At 41.6% G+C, this 17,828-nt stretch carries 13 protein-coding genes and 6 pseudogenes; 11 read left to right on the top strand and 8 right to left on the bottom strand.

The genetic code is table 11. The features are described from left to right. Nucleotides 1-165: 165 nt before the first annotated feature. From ACSLFW_RS04150 to ACSLFW_RS04135, 4 genes and pseudogenes are all read right to left on the bottom strand, one after another. Nucleotides 166-2,064: an amidophosphoribosyltransferase gene (locus tag ACSLFW_RS04150; RefSeq protein ID WP_436554758.1), complete on the bottom strand. Its 1,899-nt coding sequence runs from the start codon at nt 2,062-2,064 to the stop codon at nt 166-168. 166 nt (nt 2,065-2,230) lie between these two features. Continuing rightward, a pseudogene (locus ACSLFW_RS04145) lies at nt 2,231-3,156 on the bottom strand (PfkB family carbohydrate kinase). Nucleotides 3,157-3,321: 165 nt separating this feature from the next. Further along, nucleotides 3,322-3,800, bottom strand: a pseudogene (gene rnhA / locus ACSLFW_RS04140) (ribonuclease HI). Between the two features lie 39 nt (nt 3,801-3,839). Then, nucleotides 3,840-4,406: a phosphoribosylglycinamide formyltransferase gene (locus tag ACSLFW_RS04135; RefSeq protein ID WP_436554757.1), complete on the bottom strand. Its 567-nt coding sequence runs from the start codon at nt 4,404-4,406 to the stop codon at nt 3,840-3,842. Nucleotides 4,407-4,579: 173 nt separating this feature from the next. On the opposite strand from ACSLFW_RS04135, the gene ACSLFW_RS04130 reads away from it, so the two are divergent. The 5 genes and pseudogenes from ACSLFW_RS04130 (at nt 4,580) to pyk (ending at nt 9,116) form a co-directional block, all read left to right on the top strand. Beyond that, nucleotides 4,580-4,816, top strand: a complete 237-nt coding sequence (locus tag ACSLFW_RS04130) for an acyl carrier protein (RefSeq protein ID WP_007137004.1) — start codon at nt 4,580-4,582, stop codon at nt 4,814-4,816. A 168-nt stretch (nt 4,817-4,984) separates the two neighbouring features. Continuing rightward, nucleotides 4,985-6,239, top strand: a pseudogene (gene fabF, locus ACSLFW_RS04125) (beta-ketoacyl-ACP synthase II). A 6-nt stretch (nt 6,240-6,245) separates the two neighbouring features. Next, nucleotides 6,246-6,986, top strand: a complete 741-nt coding sequence (rnc, locus tag ACSLFW_RS04120) for a ribonuclease III (protein WP_436554756.1) — start codon at nt 6,246-6,248, stop codon at nt 6,984-6,986. Nucleotides 6,987-7,196: 210 nt separating this feature from the next. Continuing rightward, a complete protein-coding gene (locus ACSLFW_RS04115; protein WP_436554755.1) occupies nt 7,197-7,679 on the top strand; it encodes an IPExxxVDY family protein in 483 nt (160 codons plus the stop codon). Nucleotides 7,680-7,684: 5 nt separating this feature from the next. Beyond that, nucleotides 7,685-9,116, top strand: a pseudogene (gene pyk, locus ACSLFW_RS04110) (pyruvate kinase). Nucleotides 9,117-9,177: 61 nt separating this feature from the next. On the opposite strand, the gene ACSLFW_RS04105 reads toward pyk, so the two are convergent. From ACSLFW_RS04105 to ACSLFW_RS04095, 3 genes are all read right to left on the bottom strand, one after another. Further along, nucleotides 9,178-9,828, bottom strand: coding sequence for an HD domain-containing protein (locus tag ACSLFW_RS04105; RefSeq protein ID WP_436554754.1), 651 nt, complete (start codon nt 9,826-9,828; stop codon nt 9,178-9,180). 103 nt (nt 9,829-9,931) lie between these two features. Further along, nucleotides 9,932-10,918: an acyl-ACP desaturase gene (locus ACSLFW_RS04100; protein ID WP_436554753.1), complete on the bottom strand. Its 987-nt coding sequence runs from the start codon at nt 10,916-10,918 to the stop codon at nt 9,932-9,934. A 47-nt stretch (nt 10,919-10,965) separates the two neighbouring features. Beyond that, the gene (locus ACSLFW_RS04095; protein ID WP_436554752.1) at nt 10,966-11,700 is read right to left on the bottom strand and encodes a lysophospholipid acyltransferase family protein; all 735 of its coding nucleotides are present in this window, start codon (nt 11,698-11,700) and stop codon (nt 10,966-10,968) included. 205 nt (nt 11,701-11,905) lie between these two features. On the opposite strand from ACSLFW_RS04095, the pseudogene recA reads away from it, so the two are divergent. The 5 genes and pseudogenes from recA (at nt 11,906) to ACSLFW_RS04070 (ending at nt 15,897) form a co-directional block, all read left to right on the top strand. Next, nucleotides 11,906-12,947 (top strand): annotated as a pseudogene (recA, locus tag ACSLFW_RS04090) (recombinase RecA). Between the two features lie 188 nt (nt 12,948-13,135). Next, nucleotides 13,136-13,555, top strand: coding sequence for a hypothetical protein (locus ACSLFW_RS04085; RefSeq protein ID WP_436554751.1), 420 nt, complete (start codon nt 13,136-13,138; stop codon nt 13,553-13,555). 24 nt (nt 13,556-13,579) lie between these two features. Continuing rightward, nucleotides 13,580-14,126: pseudogene (locus tag ACSLFW_RS04080) on the top strand (RNA polymerase sigma factor). Beyond that, nucleotides 14,123-15,367, top strand: a complete 1,245-nt coding sequence (locus ACSLFW_RS04075; protein ID WP_436554750.1) for a hypothetical protein — start codon at nt 14,123-14,125, stop codon at nt 15,365-15,367. The pseudogene ACSLFW_RS04080 and the gene ACSLFW_RS04075 overlap by 4 nt, the downstream one beginning before the upstream one ends. Continuing rightward, nucleotides 15,355-15,897 (top strand): hypothetical protein, encoded by a 543-nt coding sequence (locus ACSLFW_RS04070; RefSeq protein ID WP_436554749.1) that lies wholly within the window; start codon nt 15,355-15,357, stop codon nt 15,895-15,897. Before ACSLFW_RS04075 ends, ACSLFW_RS04070 begins: the two co-directional genes overlap by 13 nt. Before the next feature lie 72 nt (nt 15,898-15,969). Here the strand turns inward: ACSLFW_RS04070 and ACSLFW_RS04065 are convergent, their stop codons facing one another. Beyond that, the gene (locus tag ACSLFW_RS04065; RefSeq protein WP_436554748.1) at nt 15,970-16,710 is read right to left on the bottom strand and encodes a lysophospholipid acyltransferase family protein; all 741 of its coding nucleotides are present in this window, start codon (nt 16,708-16,710) and stop codon (nt 15,970-15,972) included. A 137-nt stretch (nt 16,711-16,847) separates the two neighbouring features. Here ACSLFW_RS04065 and trpS point away from each other — a divergent pair, with 137 nt between their 5' ends. Beyond that, nucleotides 16,848-17,825: a tryptophan--tRNA ligase gene (gene trpS / locus ACSLFW_RS04060; RefSeq protein WP_436554747.1), complete on the top strand. Its 978-nt coding sequence runs from the start codon at nt 16,848-16,850 to the stop codon at nt 17,823-17,825. The last annotated feature ends 3 nt before the right edge of the window (nt 17,826-17,828 follow it).

Here is a 17,828-nt window from a genome sequence, read left to right as displayed (position 1 = left end):
TACCAAATAAAAAAGGTGAAATTGCTTTCACCCTTTTTGCCCCAAATCTACCATAAACTTAACCTACTAATTCCATGGTTCAGCTAAAGTACTGTGACCTTAGAAAGTGAGCAAATGTTTTAGACGAAATGCCATTATAATCGTTAATGTGCGATTTTTGCGAAATTAATAAGCTCTTGCATCCTTACCTTCATAGAAATTCATGAAGGCGCGGTTCACAACGCGATTGCCTCCCGGCGTCGGATAATCGCCTGTGAAATACCAATCGCCGAGATTTTTAGGACAGGCTTTGTGCAAATCTTCGACCGTCTGGAAGATGATTTTTACTTCGGCATTGATTTCCGGAGAACTCAGCATTTCTGCAATTTTATCGGAGATTTCCTGCGGATGAAAAGGCGCGTAAATTTCGTTTACATAATTCACAACCTCAGCATCTTTAAGGTTTTGCTGCGATTTACATTTTTGGTAAACCTCGTCAACGATATGGTATAAATTTCTTTCTTTTAATAGCTCTAAAGCCGCTCGGAAAGCTACCAAACCTTCCAGTTTCGCCATGTCGATTCCGTAACAATCCGGATAACGGATTTGCGGTGCAGACGACACGATTACGATGCGTTTCGGTTTCAGCCTGTCCATCATTTTGATGATGCTCATTTTTAAAGTCGTGCCGCGAACGATACTGTCATCGATGATTACAAGGTTGTCAGTCGGCTGAATTACGCCATAGGTCACGTCGTAAACGTGTGCGACCAAATCATCGCGGCTGCTGTCTTCGGTGATAAACGTGCGGAGTTTGGCATCTTTTATCGCGATTTTTTCGGTGCGGATTTTTACGGAAAGCAATTCCTTTAAAGTCTGTTCCGTAAGTGTCTTTTGGTTTTCAAGAATGTGCTTGTTCTTGCGGTCATTTAAAAAATCCTGTGCCGCCTCAACCATTCCGTAAAATGAAGTTTCCGCCGTATTCGGAATGTAGGAGAAAACCGTGTTGTCTGTGTCCTGATCAATCGCATTGAGCACCGCCGGAAGCACTAATTTCCCGAGGTCTTTTCTTTCTTTATAAATCTCGGCGTCGCTTCCTCTTGAAAAATAAATCCGCTCAAACGAACAGGCTTTTTTTACGGTTGGAACGATGATTTGCTCTTCGGAAACTTTGCCATTTTTCTTGATGATTAAAGCGTTCCCCGGTTGTAATTCCTGCACTTTTTCGAAAGCAACATTGAAAACTGTCTGAATTACCGGGCGCTCTGAAGCAACAACGACAATTTCATCATCCTCATAAAAATAAGCCGGACGAATGCCTGCCGGATCACGGAAAACGAATGCATCGCCATGCCCGAAAAGTCCTGCCATTGCATAACCGCCGTCCCAGCCTTTTGAAGCACGGCGAAGGATTTTGGCGATTTCGAGTTTTTCTGCGATTACCGGAGAAGCTTCGCGTTTTGACAATCCGGCGTTTTTGCATTCCTGGTATAAATCGGTTACTTCATCGTCGAGGAAATGCCCGATTTTTTCCATTACGGTAACGGTATCAGCCATTTCTTTCGGATGCTGCCCTAGCTCAACCAGACTATTGAAAAGCTCGGTTACATTGGTCATATTGAAATTTCCGGCAACAATCAGGTTCCTGTGCATCCAGTTGTTCTGACGAAGAAATGGATGGACACTTTCAATGCTGTTCTTACCGAAAGTGCCGTAACGCACGTGCCCCAAAAATAATTCTCCTATATAAGGGATGTTTTTTTTCTGAAGGGCTACATTTTCGGCATATTCAGGATTTGCAGCCATTTCTTCATTGATGCGCTCGTTGATTTGCGCAAAAACGTGCTGGATTGGCTGCGCATCGTTGGAACGTACACGGCTGATGTATCTTTCGCCGGGTTCTACATCCAGTTTGATAGATGCAAAACCGGCGCCGTCCTGACCGCGGTTGTGTTGTTTTTCCATCAGCAAATACATTTTCTGTATGCCGTAGAATGCCGAACCGTATTTCTGTTTGTAGAAATCGAGTGGCTTTTTAAGTCTTAAGAGGGCAATTCCACATTCGTGTTTGATGGCGTCGCTCATTGTGTTTAGTTTGTAGTTGTGTAATTTTAATCTGAAAATTAAGATTTTAAACCATTAAGAGATTAAGGTCATTAAGGCTTAATGTAGTTAAATCTCTTTACGGTTTAAACTAAATCTTTTAATTTAATCTATAAAAAATGCCCCGGAATTTCGGGGCACACTTTGTTTATTCTATTTCGATGTCGAACTGCGTTAACGCTTTGAATTGTTTCAGGCGGTTTTGAACTTCCTGTCTGTCAAGCTGCTGCATCCTTTCGGTTCCGAATCTTTCTACGCAGAAAGAAGCGAGGTTCGAGCCGTGGATGATGGCTTTTTTCATATTCTCAAAAGAAATATTTTCGCTTTGCGTAATGAATCCCGAAAATCCGCCTGCGAAAGTGTCGCCTGCACCTGTCGGATCAAAAACTTCTTCAAGCGGCAATGCCGGTGCGAAGAAAACTTCTTTATTATGGAACAAAGCGCACCATGTTCTCCTTTTTTAATGACGACATATTTAGGTCCCATTGTGTGGATTTTGGCTGCAGCCTTTACCAAAGAATATTCACCTGAAAGCTGGCGTGCTTCTTCGTCATTGATGGTAATCACATCGACGCGTTTGATAACGTCGAGTAGTTCCGGAAGCGCACAATCCATCCAGAAATTCATCGTATCAAGAACGACTAGTTTCGGTTGTTTGTCCATTTGGTTCAGAACGCTGCTTTGAACGATTGGGTGTAGATTCCCTAACATTACAACATCAGCATCTTTGAAATTCTGCGGAACGACCGGGTTGAAATCGGCAAGCGTATTGAGTTCAGTTACAAGCGTGTCACGCGAATTCAAATCGTTGTGGTAACGGCCGCTCCAGAAGAAAGTCTTGCCGCCTTTTACGACTTCGAGTCCGGTCACATCGATGTTTCTGCTGGTCAGCAAGTCGATGTATTCTTGTGGAAAATCGTCTCCTACTACTGAGACAATAGCCGATTTCAGGTTGAAATGCGAAGCTGACAATCCGATGAAAGTGGCGGCGCCGCCCAGGATTTTATCTGTTTTCCCGAAAGGGGTTTCAATGGCATCGAAAGCAACTGTTCCGACTATCAATAATTTGTTCATTTCCTGAATTTGGAATTAAAGGTGCAAAGATAGTTGATAAGTTTGGATGTTGCAAGGGAGTGTTCGGTGTTCGGTGTTCGGTGTTCGGTGTTCGGTGTTCGGTATTCAGGCTGCAGTCGGCAGGTTTCAGACTGCAGCCTGCTATCTGCGGTCTGAAGACTGCCACTATAAAAGCTTCGCTTCTTCCTTTTCATAAAAAGCATCAACAGACAATTTTTCCTGCATCGACGCCATTACCGCTAATTGGTCACAGCGTTCGTTTTGCGGATGGTTATTATGGCCTCTTACCCATTTGAAATCGACTTTGTGCTGGCGGTAGATTTTGAGGAAACGCATCCAAAGGTCGGAATTCTTTTTCCCTGTGAAGTTCTTTTTTCCCAGCCGAAAACCCAGCGTTTTACGACAGAATCGATTACGTATTTAGAATCCGAAACCACCAAAACCGTCATGTTCGGGTTTTTGAGTTTTTCGAGGCCGATGATGACCGCGAGAAGCTCCATGCGGTTGTTGGTCGTAAGCCGGAAACCTTCGTAGAATTCTTTTTTATAAGGTGTGCCAACGAGCTCCATTACTACGCCATAACCGCCGTTTCCGGGATTTCCTTTAGCAGCGCCGTCGGTGTAGATGTGGACTTGGTGTGACATTGAATTAGATAATGAGAAAATTAGCGAATTAGCGAATGGTCAGTTTGAACTTAATAATTGTTCTATAACTTTCGGAAAATATTCCTTTTCTAACTGATGGATTTTATTTGCAATCGCCTCCGCGGAAACGCAATCATCAATCACAATCTTGTGCTGCGCAATAATCCTGCCTTCATCATAATGTTCGTTGACATAATGAATGGAAATACCGGTTTCGATATCTTTATTTTCTAAAACAGCGTTATGAACGTTCATGCCATACATACCTTTTCCGCCGTATTTTGGTAGTAACGCCGGATGGATGTTGATGATTTTATTCGGATAAACTTCGATGATGTTATCCGGGAATTTGAGTAAAAATCCGGCCAATACAATCAAATCCGGGCGGAATGCTTCTAATTTGTGCAAAACTATTTTTTCTGACAATTCAGGTTTAGAAAATAAAACGACAGGAACTCCGAGATTTTCTGCCTTTTGGATGACGCCCGCATTCGGATTGTTGCAGAAAACTGCCGTTACGCGCACCGAATCATTGCCACGAAAGTGCAAAATAATGTTTTCGGCATTGCTGCCCGAACCCGAAGCGAACAGGACGATATTTTTCATTTTGGCGGAAAATTAGCGTTACAAAAAAAGAATAATAAATGATTTTATGCCGATTTTTGGAGTGTTTGTTAAATTAATTTTCTAATTTAGTAGTCATATTTATTAACTAAAGCGTTGTATTAAAATAAAGTTTTTTATTTTTGCCAACAAATTAAATTTTAAAAATTAAGATTATGTCAGACATTGCATCAAGAGTAAAAGCGATTATCGTAGACAAATTAGGCGTTGACGAAAACGAAGTGGTAACAGAAGCAAGCTTCACCAATGATTTAGGAGCTGATTCATTAGATACGGTAGAGCTTATTATGGAGTTCGAAAAAGAATTTGACATCCAGATTCCGGACGATCAGGCAGAAAACATTGCTACCGTAGGTCAGGCAATTTCTTACATCGAAGAAGCAAAAAAATAATACATTTTATCACCCGCTTGCCCACAAAGTAGCGGGTGTTATTATTTTTATTCAACTACTGATTGCGAACCAATCACTTAGATATTTAATACCTATGTCTTTTTATGATTATACATAGAAGCAAGCATAGGTATTGTTATTTACACACAAAACTATAAAATTGCACGCATGGAATTAAAACGGGTTGTTGTAACAGGTTTAGGTGCCCTGACTCCCATCGGGAATAATATAGAGGAATACTGGAATGCTTTGATCAACGGCGTTAGCGGAGCTGCTCCGATTACGTACTACGATACCGAAAAGCACAAAACCAAATTCGCCTGCGAGGTCAAAAACTTCAATATTGAAGATTATATGCAACGGCAAAGAATCGCGCAGGCTTGATAAATTTGCCCAATATGCAATTGCTGCGAGTGACGAAGCCATCAAAGATGCCGGAATCACACACGACAATTCAGACAAATACCGCATTGGCGTAATTTGGGGCGCTGGGATTGGCGGACTGGAGACTTTCCAGGAAGAAGTGATGTATTACGCCAAAGGCGATGGTACTCCGAAATTCAATCCTTTCTTCATACCGAAAATGATTGCCGATATCGCTCCTGCGCATATTTCTATGCGTAATGGCTATATGGGTCCGAATTATACCACTGTTTCTGCCTGTGCTTCTTCAGCGAATGCGCTGATCGATGCGTTCAACTATATCCGTCTGGGTATGTGCGATGTCATCATTTCGGGCGGTTCTGAAGCGGCAGTTACGATTGCCGGAATGGGCGGCTTCAACTCGATGCACGCACTTTCTACGAGAAATGACAGCCCCGAAACGGCCTCAAGACCATTCGATGCCACGCGCGACGGATTCGTCTTGGGCGAAGGTGCCGGCGCTTTGGTTTTAGAAGAATATGAACACGCGAAAGCAAGAGGCGCGAAAATTTACTGTGAAGTCGGCGGTGGCGGAATGTCATCTGACGCTTATCACCTGACCGCTCCGCATCCGGAAGGCATTGGTGTAATTGCCGTAATGAAAAACACGTTGCGCGACGCCGGAATGAATCCTGAAGAGGTCGATCACATCAATACACACGGAACTTCAACACCGCTTGGCGATGTTGCAGAACTAAAGGCAATCAGCAATGTTTTTGGAGAACATGCGAAAAACATCAATATCAATTCGACCAAATCGATGACCGGGCATTTGCTTGGCGCGGCTGGTGCAATTGAAGCGATCGCGTCGATTTTGGCGATGGAACACAGCTTGATTCCACCAACAATTAACCATACCGTTGTTGACGAAAACATCGATCCGTCGTTGAACCTTACTTTGAACAAACCGCAAAAACGTGAAGTGAACGTAGCGATGAGCAACACTTTCGGTTTTGGCGGACACAACGCCTGCGTTTTGTTTAAAAAATTAGTACCATAATAGTTAATGCGCATACTAAAAAAAATATTTTCGAAATCCCGTGCTCCTGAAGGCGGGATTTTTTTTGGCGAAATCGAGAAAATCCTTGGTTTTCCGCCGCAAAAATTAGATTGCTATAAACTCGCTTTTACGCATCGTTCTTCCAACAAAACTGATGATAAGGGAAATCCGTTGAGTTATGAAAGACTGGAATTTCTTGGGGATTCTATCTTAAGTTCTGTCATCGCTGCGCATTTGTTTAACGAAGTTCCCGGCGGCGACGAAGGGTATCTGACGAAAATGCGCTCTAAAATCGTGAGCCGGGAACACCTGAATGAACTCGGAAGAGATTTAAATCTTATTCGTTTTGTTGAAAGCAAAGTACCGCCGCAGCATTTCGGAGAAAATATCCACGGCAATATTTTTGAAGCTTTAATTGGTGCCATCTACCTCGATTTGGGTTATCCGAGTTGTGAGAAATTCATCAAAAAAGCCGTCATCGAACCTTACGTCGACATTCCGAGACTCGAAGGCAAAGTCATCAGCTATAAAAGCCTTGTGATCGAATGGTGCCAGAAAGAAAAAAAATCCTTCCACTTTGACGTTTTTGAAGACAACGGGATTGGCGGCGAAAGATTATTCGGAGTGAAATTAAGCATCGACGACAAGGTCATTGCAAAAGCGCGCGCCGTTTCCAAAAAGAAAGCAGAGGAAAAAGCTGCTCAACGGGCTTATTTCGCTTTTCAGGAAAAAATGAACAATAAATAATCAACGCATAGGCTTTTAAACTTTGCGCCTTTGTGACTTTGTGTCTTCGCGACAAAAACAAATATTTTGCATTTCAGGAAAAAATTAACACAAAATAAAAGCAATTCCTTAAAACTATAACGTTTTCGTAAATAATTTAACGTTAACTTCAAAATCTCACGCTTTTTTGTAGGATAGAAATGGTATATTTACAGCCTATTTTGGATTGATATGGCCATTCATAAATTGCAACTTGATGAATTTGACGAAGTCGATTACGAACTCATCGCCATTCACACTGCTTTAGAGGATTTCCGCCTGGCGTATTACATCAACCAAAAGCTTCCTGTGCGGCTTCAGAAAAGCAAAGATGAAATCCAAATTGCCATTAAAGAAGGCGAAACGCGGTTTTCAAGATTTATTTTCGAAGATACAGAAAAGGAAATTTCATGGAATTTAATCCAGAATAAAAACGAAGTAACACTTCAGAAAAAACAAAATTCGCAAAGCCTTTTCGCCGACACGTCGATGGAAGTTTCAACCAAAGTTTACCTGTTGCCCGAATTCAAAAAAGTCGATTACTTTTTGAAAGTTGAAAATGCCCAATCTTCAACCGCAGCGATAACAAAGAATATCAACACGATTGACAGGATTTCAGCCGTTTACAGCGTTGACATCCAACATATAAAATCAAAAAACAATTTAATTTTTTAGCACCAATGCCGACGAACAAAAAAACGAAAATCGTAGCCACACTTCGGCCAGCCTGTAGTACACGCGAAGTCCTGAAAGACATGATTGAAGCCGGAGTGAATGTTTTCCGTGTGAATTTTTCCCATGCCGATTACGATGACGTGAAATCAAAAATAGACTTAATTCGCGGTCTTAGCGATGAATTCGGTTACACCACAGCCATTCTTGCCGATTTGCAAGTGACCTAAATTACGCGTTGGCGTGATGAAAGAAGATGTGGTTGTAAATCCGGGCGACATCATCACTTTCCAGACCGCAGAAGACATTCCGGGAACTGCCGAAAGGGTTTATATGAATTACAAGGAATTTCCACGTGATGTGAATCCCGGCGAAAAAATCCTTCTCGATGACGGAAAATTGATGTTCGAAGCTTTGGAAACCAACGGAACGACAGAAGTTGTTTGTAAAGTTATTCAGGGCGAACCGTTGAAATCTAAAAAAGGGGTTAACCTTCCGAATACAAAAGTTTCTTTGCCGGCTTTGACCGAAAAAGACATCCGCGACGCCATTTTTGCCATTGAGCAGAAAGTTGACTGGATTGCGCTTTCATTCGTAAGAACCGCTGAAGATTTGATTGAATTGCAGGAATTAATCGCGAAACATTCCGACCATAAAATTCCAATCGTAGCCAAAATCGAAAAACCGGAAGGTGTTGAAAATATCGACAAAATCGTTGCTTACTGCGACGGTCTGATGGTTGCCCGTGGTGATTTGGGCGTTGAAGTGCCTGCGCATGAAGTACCATTAATCCAGAAAAAATTAGTGAACCGCGCCAAAACGGCAAGAATTCCGGTGATTATCGCTACACAAATGATGGAAACGATGATTACGAGTTTAACACCAACACGTGCCGAAGTGAACGACGTTGCGAATTCTGTAATGGATGGCGCAGACGCCGTGATGCTTTCCGGAGAAACTTCTGTAGGAAATTATCCGGTTCAGGTAATCGAAAAAATGACGCAGATTATTGAAGCTGTTGAAGATTCTCCGCTAATCCAGGTGCCGCAAAACACGCCACAAGTAAGAACCAAACGCTTCATTACCAAGTCAATATGCCACCACGCAGCGATGATGGCGAACGTAATCAGGGCGAAAGCGATTTGTACTTTAACCAACAGCGGTTATACCGCTTTCCAGATTTCGGCATGGCGCCCATCGGCTCATATTCTGGTATTTACGTCGAATAAAAGAATTTTAACACAATTAAATTTACTTTGGGGCGTAAAATCGTTTTATTATGATAAATTTGTCAGCACCGATGACACCGTTACCGATGTCAACGAAATTGCAAGATCGAAAGGTTTTGTAGACAAAGGCGATTTCCTGATCAACCTGGCGGCAATGCCGGTAACCGACAAGGGAATGGTCAACACCTTAAGAGTTTCTGAAATAGAATAACGATAGATTTAGATTTTTAAACCCCCGAAAAAGCCGTGTTGTTAATTACAGTACGGCTTTTTTATTTGTTGCCGTTCCATTCGGCGTAGAATTGCGAAAGGAAATCTTCCATGAACTCGTGGCGCTGCAAGGCGATTTTCTTGCCGGTTTCGGTATTCATTTTGTCTTTCAGCAAAAGCAGTTTTTCGTAGAAATGATTGAGCGTCGGACTTCCACTTTTCTTGTATTCGTCTTTCGACATATTTAAGGAAGGTTGGATTTCCGGATCATATAGTGCTCTGTTTTTAAATCCGCCATAGTTGAAAGTGCGTGCAATTCCGATGGCTCCGAGCGCATCTAAACGGTCGGCGTCCTGAACAATATCCAATTCTTTTGAAGTGAATTTCTTTTGAAAATTGCCGCCTTTGTAGGAGATATTTTCGATGATATTGACGACGTGGGCAATTACTTCTTCTGGAATATTTTGCATTTCGAGAAATTTTCGTGCTGTCATCGGCCGTACAGATTCGTCTCCGCCATGAAATTTACTGTCGGCGATGTCGTGCAGTAACGCGCCTAACTGAAGCACAAGCAAATCGCAATCTTCCTCTTTTGCAATCAGCAATGCATTTTTATAAACGCGCTCGATGTGAAACCAGTCGTGGCCGCCTTCTGCGCCTTTTAGTTGTTGCTTTACGAATGAGATTGTGGTGTTTATTAAATCAGGATTCATGAGAATTAGAAAATTAGTCAATGAGAAAATTAGGTAATTAGCAAACGGCTATTTATTGATTAATCAAATCATTATCTAATTCGCTAATTATCTAATTGACTAATTAAAGTCTCGCCGGTTCTACCCATTTAAAAATCTGCGATTCTGCAGGAATGACAAGCCTTTCCGAAACACGCGCCATTCTCGCCGGTAATTTCATCAGATAATCACGTGCTTTTTCGGCTTCATCCGTAAGGTTGCTGATTTTGTCAATCTGCCACATCGAATTGAGTTTTTGCAAAATGTCTACGTAATCATTGGCGGTATAAACGCCGATTCTTTGTGCCGAATCAGAAAATTGCTCGAAAGCCGAACTGATTTTCGCTCCCGATTCCCTTAAAAATCCTGCAGGCATGACGATTTTATGTTTCATCATGTGCTGAAAAGCCAGCATCATTTCGCTCGGATCAACGGCAAAAATCTGGTTCACGAATTCGCTGTAAGCATGGTGGTGGCGCATTTCGTCTCCTGCAATCATCTTGCACATTTTAGACAATTTCTTGTCGCCGTAAGATTTGGCCAGTTGCGAAACGCGGTTGTGGGAAATATAAGTCGCCAGTTCCTGAAAACTTGTATAAATGAAATTTTTGTAAGGATCTCTTCCGGTTCCGATATCGAAACCGTCTGTAATGAGGTGTTGCGTGGTCATTTCGACTTCGCGCATGTTCACACGCCCTGACAAATAAAGGTATTTGTTGAGCAAATCGCCGTGGCGGTTTTCCTCGCCTGTCCATTGGCGCACCCAGTTTGACCAGGCGTTGCGCTCGACATTGTCGATACCCTCAACGTCCATCAACCACGATTCGTAGGTTGGAAGTGCTTCTTCGGTGATGGTATCGCCAACGAGTACAACCCAGAAATCATACGGCAATTCTTTTGCGATTTCACGCAATTCTTTTACTTCCTCGAAAAAATTATCGCCTTCAGAATTGGGCAAAAAATCCGACGGCTGCCAGATTTTCTCAATCGGAATCAGGTATTCCTGCACAAAACCGTCGACTTTGGCTTCCAGGAACTGCATTACTTCCAGGCGGATGTTTTTTATTGACATATATTTTAGATTGCAGATTGCAGATTTCAGAAAAATGCAATCAATGTTTAGTTTCTTATTCCTCCAACAACGGCTTTTTCGGCTTTTTCGAGAATTTCCTCAACCGGAAAATCTTTCACTGCTATCGGCTCATGAACGGTAAAGGTAAGGCGATTTCCGAGACCAAGCGGGAAAAAACCGAATTTTACCATTTTCCATGAATTGTTAATCGTAATTGGCACAACATAAGCTGATGGCGCGTATTTGCAGAGAATTTTGAGTCCGCTTTGCGCGAATTCCTTCGGCTGCCCGTCTTTGCTGCGCGTTCCTTCCGGAAAAATCACTGCAGAGCGTTTGTATTTTTCGATATATTCAGACATTCCCTTGATGACCGGAATGGCTTGTTTCGGGTCTTTTCGGTCGATTAAAACCGAGCCGCCGTGACGCAAATTATACGAGACACTCGGAATTCCTTTTCCCAATTCTTTCTTGCTGACGAATTTTGGATGTGACTTTCTCATGTACCAGATGATGGCGATGATATCGTATAAACTCTGGTGGTTTGCTACAAATATCACAGGCACATTTTCCGGAATCAGATTTCTGTTCCTGATCGTGTATCGCGTTCCGAGCAGATTGGTGCATTTTAACAAACAAAAATTCAGGTAATCGACGCTTTTCTTATGTGCCTGATAGCCGAAAACGTTGAAACAAATCCATTGAATCGGATGAAAAATCAGCAGGCAAAGGCTAAAGCAGAAATAATAAATTACCGAAACCGGATACGAAATAAGCTTTTCCATTCTTTGTAAAAAATTGCACACAAAAGTACGGAATATATATTTATTGACGAAAAACCGATCAAACACAGAACAATTTACTTAATAATTGTGTGATTTACGTCCAAAAAATTGTTAATATCTGCTTTTGAAACCCATGTTGACTACTCGAAAAAGAAGTATTTTTACGCAGAGTATAAGCGAGTAGCAATTTTATAAGCAAATTAAAATGAAAGAAAAAATGAGTGCAGAGAAGGATTCGAAAAATTCTGAAAGGGAATCAAAATTAAAAGCATTACAGTTAACCCTTGACAAGTTAGACAAAACCTACGGAAAAGGAACCGTGATGAAAATGGGCGACAAAGCCGTTGAAGAAGTAGAAACCATTTCATCCGGATCGTTAGGATTGGATTTGGCATTGGGCGTAAACGGTTACCCGAAAGGCCGCGTTATTGAAATATACTGGACCTGAATCTTCAGGAAAGACGACTTTAACTTTACACGCTATTGCAGAATGCCAGAAAGCCGGTGGTATCGCAGCATTTATTGATGCTGAGCACGCGTTCGACAGGAATTATGCTGAAAAATTAAATGTTGATATTGAAAACCTCATTATTTCACAACCTGATAATGGCGAACAGGCTTTGGAAATCGCCGAAAATCTGATCCGATCAGGGGCGATTGACATTGTCGTGATCGACTCGGTGGCAGCTTTGACGCCGAAAAGTGAAATTGAAGGCGAAATGGGCGATTCTAAAATGGGGTTGCATGCAAGATTGATGTCACAGGCTTTGAGAAAATTAACCGGGACTATCAGCAAAACGAACTGTACCGTATTTTTCATCAACCAGTTGCGTGAAAAAATCGGTGTAATGTTCGGAAATCCGGAGACGACGACGGGAGGAAATGCATTGAAATTTTACGCTTCCGTGCGTTTAGACATCCGTCGTTCTTCACAAATTAAAGATGGCGAGAACGTAATTGGTAACCGCACGAAAGTAAAAGTCGTGAAAAACAAAGTCGCGCCGCCTTTCAAAACGGCAGAATTCGATATCATGTATGGCGAAGGCGTTTCTAAAACTGGAGAAATCCTTGATTTGGCTGTAGAATTTGAAATCATCAAAAAATCAGGGTCATGGTTCAGTTATGGCGAAACCAGATTAGGACAGGGCCGTGATGCGGTGAAATCCTTGATTAAAGATAATCCGGAACTGGCAGATGAGCTTGAAGTAAAAATCAAGGCTGATATAAAAGAGAAAGCCAATGCATAAATTATGAAACCCGATTATTTCGGGTTTTTTTTGCCGTAAACGCAACCATTTCTGACAATTCTCATCTATGGAATGTAGATGAATTATCAAATAATAAATTAAATTGAATGCCGTTTTTGAATTTTGAATACATTTTATCATAAAATTTTACGTAATCAATTAAATATCAAAGACTTAAATTAACAGAAATGAAAAAATTCCTTTTGCTTCTATTGTGTGTTTCTTTCCTGAATGCCTGCAGCTTAGGTAATGAAAGTGAGCCTGAAATCCATCTTGAAGTGCTTCCTGTTGAAGGTTATACCGTTTCGGAAAGCTTTGAAACAGGTCACAAATATGAAATTAAAGTAACCTATCTGCGACCAACGGATTGCTATTTTTTAGACGGATTGTATTTTCAGGCTAACGGCGACACAAGAACAATCGGGTTTCAATGCCGGGTTCAGGACAACAGAGAATGCCTGCCAATTCCCTACAATGAGCCATATGAAGTAAAATTTGATTTTACAGCCAATAATGCCGCCGGAATTCCATATACTTTTAAATTTTACAAAGGAACAGATGCCACAGGGAACGACATTTTTGAAGATGTTGTCATTCCGGTATATTAATAATTATAAAAGGATTGAACGCCCGTGGGGTTAGAACAACTCATAGCTGATTGCAAGAAAAATGACAGTAAGGCGCAAGGACAATTGTATCAATTATTTGCTGCAAAGTTCTTTGGTGTCTGCTTGAAATATTCGGGCAATTACGCAGAGGCGGAAGACAATCTTCAGGATGGTTTCCTGATCATTTTTAAAAAAATCGACCAGTTTAATTTCAAAGGTTCGTTTGAAGGCTGGGCGAAAAGAATCATGATCAACAACGCGCTGCAGCGTTACAGAAGCGGCGTAAGGTTTCTCGAAGTCGTAAACGAAGATGTTGCCGACGAAGAAACGCTGGAACTCGACGACGAAAATATCTCGCTCGATTTCCTGATGAGCATCATACAGGAATTGCCCGAAAGGTATCGATTGGTTTTCAACCTTTACGTACTCGACGATTATTCGCACAAGGAAATATCAGAAATGCTTGATATTACAACAGGAACAACAAAATCGAATACTGGCCCGCGCAAGGCAGATTCTGAAAGAAAAAATAGATATTTATACCGGTAAAAAAGTACCTTCAGCAAAATGAACGATAAAAAAAGTTTAGACAGGCTGTTTCAGGAAAAATTCAAGGATTTTGAATCCGAACCTAATCCACAGGTTTGGAAGAACATTGAAGCAGCTTTAAAAGAAAAAGACGACAGGAAAGTCATTCCGTTCTGGTGGAAGCTTTCTGGTGTTGCGGCAGTTTTACTCATCGGATTGTTCGCCTGGAATCTTATTTCGGATAAAAATTCGACGGAAAATGGTGTGGTTTTGGAGCAAAACAAAGTAACTCCGGAAAATCCGACGGAAAATGATGCAGTTGTAAATGAAGATAGTCCAAAGTCCAAAGTCCAAAGTCCAAAGTCTGAAACTGTGGTAAATCAGAATTCGCCAATTAAATCTGTAAATCCAGATAATTCTGTTACTTCTTCTGATAATAACGCTGTCGCGGATGAGTCAAATGTCATCCAAAACAAAAAATCGAAAAACAACACGAAAATTGCTACTGCGAATTCAGAAAATGTTGTAGCCAATTCGGCGAAAGCCAATAATAAAAAATTGAAAAATGCCGCTTTCAAAAACAATGAAAGCAATACTGCCGTTGCGGGAATCAACAAATCTTCTATAAAGGAACAACATCATAAAGGCATCAAAAAAGTTCCTTCTCAAAACGAAGAAAATAATACTTCTGTTGCATCAACAAACACGTCTTCAATCAAGGAACAACAACGCAAAGACCTCAAAAATGCAGAAAAACCTGCAGCTATAGTCACGCCAAAAAACAATACTCAAATCGCCGGAGTTTCATCAGGACAATCAAAAAACAATCAATCGACAAAAGCAACAACTTCAGGTCAGGTAAAATTCGACGAAAGTCAGCCTGAAAAAGCTGTTGCCGCAACTGATGTAACGAACAAAGGCAAAAACGAAAACAACACAACTTCCGGAAACCTGAAAACTGCAAACGAAAAAATCGCAGTAAAAGAGACACCGGAAAACAATAAATTAGACACGGTTCCTGCTATGACCGAGCCTAATCCGCTGGAAGAATTGCTCAAACAGAAAAATGAAAAAGAAACCAGAGTTGCTGTAACTAAATTGAACAGGTGGCAAATTACCTCTAATGTTGCCCCTGTTTATTTTAGTTCAACTTCCGAAGGTTCCCCGATTGACAAGCAATTCGCCAATAACGATAAAACTTACGAAAACAACCTGACTTATGGTGTCGGCGTTAATTATGCCGTCAATAAAAACTCAGTGTTCGCGCCGGAGTGCAGAAACTGAATTTCAATTACAACACCAACGACGTGGTTTTTTATGCCGGTTTGGGCGCTCAGGCGTTTAATAACATTTCTCCTGCGGGTAATGCGGCTTTCCTTGAAGTAATGAGCAAGAACGCGGCCCTGAGCATGGGTCTCGTGCCTGACCAGGCCGACGCTTTGCAGGAAGTTTCAACCGGTGTGATGACACAAAGAATGGGTTATATCGAAGTACCGTTGGAATTGTCTTACAAACTGATCGACCGCAAATTCGGGGTTTCATTAATCGGAGGCGTGAGCACGCTTTTCCTGAATGAAAATCAGGTGACGGTTGAATCGTCGACTGCGTCTGCGGTTTTGGGTAAAGCGAATAATTTGAATGATGTGCATTTCAGTTCGAACCTCGGACTCGGATTCAAATACAGTTTCTGGAAGGCGTTCCAGTTCAATTTTGAGCCTACGTTTAAATACCAGATCAATACTTTCAATAAAAATGCAGGAAACTTTAAGCCTTACTTTATCGGATTGTATTCGGGCGTAAGCTTTAGCTTTTAAGATATTATACGCTTTATTTTGTTTTATTACTTCGGGAGTAATAAATATGAAAGTCTGCTTCGGCGGGCTTTTTTATTTCTGAAAAGCCACAAGCTGGTCGTGAATTACTTTCCAGGATTGGTCGCGAACCGTCTTTTTCTGGTCGGAAGACAATCCGGCTGTCGGAATAAAACAATGCGTTTTGGCACGCATCAATCCCGGACTTCCACTCATAAAAGTATAGGAGAAACGCTCTTTGTTGTCTGCGAAAGTAATCGGTACAATCGGAATCTGGTGTTCCAGCGCCAGGCGAAAAGCGCCATCTTTGAATTCGTCGAGCAGAACAGATTCATCATCGGGAACGCCGCCTTCGGGAAAAATACAGATGCTTAAACCTTGCGCCAATCGTTTCTGGGCACGTTCGAAAACCTCCATGCGGCTTTTGGAGCTTTTGCGGTCGACTAAAATACACGTCTTTTTATAGAAAAATCCAAACAGCGGAATATTCACGAGTTCTTTCTTTCCAACAAAAACAAACGGATTTCGGATGATAGAAAGCATGAGCATGATGTCTGTCATCGAAGTGTGATTGGCGATGAACATATAGCTCTTGTGTGGTTCGATTTCCTGTTCGTATTCGACTTTGTAGCGGAAACCCATTCCGAAAAGAATGAATTTTGCCCAGATCCTCGCCATCACAAAGAAATACGGATACCATTCTTCCTTCAATATCGAAATGAGCAGGAACGGGAGCATTACCAGAATCGGAATCGCCATCAATATGTAAAACCAGATGCGCCAAAGCACCCAGAAGGTCATTTTTAAAATTTTCATTCCCAAATGTAAGGATTTATTTTGCTCGCAAAGGCGCGAAGTCGCAAAGCAGATTTTAAATATTTACTCCTTGAAAACTTTGCGCCTTTGCACCTTTGCGAGAATTTTTAATTTAAATTTGCACCAAATCACAAAAAATGTCAAAAATCCTAACCGGCATACAAAGCACAGGAACCCCACATTTGGGCAACCTTCTGGGCGCCATCATACCAGCCATCGAACTATCGAATAAGCCAGAAAACGAATCGTTCCTGTTCATAGCCGATTTACATTCAGTCACGCAGATAAAAGATGGCGATCTGTTGCGTCAAAACACTTATAGCACAGCTGCGACCTGGTTGGCATTCGGATTAAATATTGACAAAGTTATTTTTTACCGCCAGTCGGATGTACCGCAGACAGCAGAATTGTCATGGTATCTGAGTTGCTTTTTTCCGTTTCAGCGATTGACTTTGGCACATTCGTTCAAGGATAAATCTGATCGTCTGGAAGATGTCAATGCCGGATTATTCTCGTATCCGATGTTAATGGCTGCGGATATTTTGTTGTATGACGCACAGTTCGTTCCGGTTGGGAAAGACCAGTTGCAGCACATCGAGATCACACGCGACGTCGCTTCAAGATTCAACCACCAAATGGGCGAAACTTTCGTGCTTCCGGAGCCTTTTACGCACGAAGAAACCAAACTCGTTCCCGGAACCAATGGCGGAAAAATGAGCAAATCAGCCAACAATATCATCAATATTTTTCTCGATGACAAAGCGCTTCGCAAGCAGGTAATGTCAATCGAAACCGACAGTACGCCGCTCGAAGAACCTAAAAATACAGAAACCTGCAAGATTTTCGCCATCTATAAATTATTGGCGAACGAGCGTCAGGTGGCTGAAATGGAAATCAAATATAAAAATGCGAACCGCGATTTCGGTTACGGTCACGCCAAGCAGGCTTTATTCGAACTGATTACAGAAAAATTCAGCGCCGAACGAGAAAAATACAATTACTATATCAACAACCTTCCTGAAATTGACAAAGCTTTGGAATTGGGTGCGGAAAAAGCAAAAGTAATTGCCAATGGCGTTTTGGATAAAGTGCGTAAGAAATTAGGATTTCAGTAAACC

This window comes from Flavobacterium sp. 3HN19-14 (assembly GCF_051373205.1).
Lineage (GTDB): Bacteria > Bacteroidota > Bacteroidia > Flavobacteriales > Flavobacteriaceae > Flavobacterium.
Note: the sequence above shows the minus strand (reverse complement) of the source record. Positions and strands in the feature narration are given on the sequence as shown.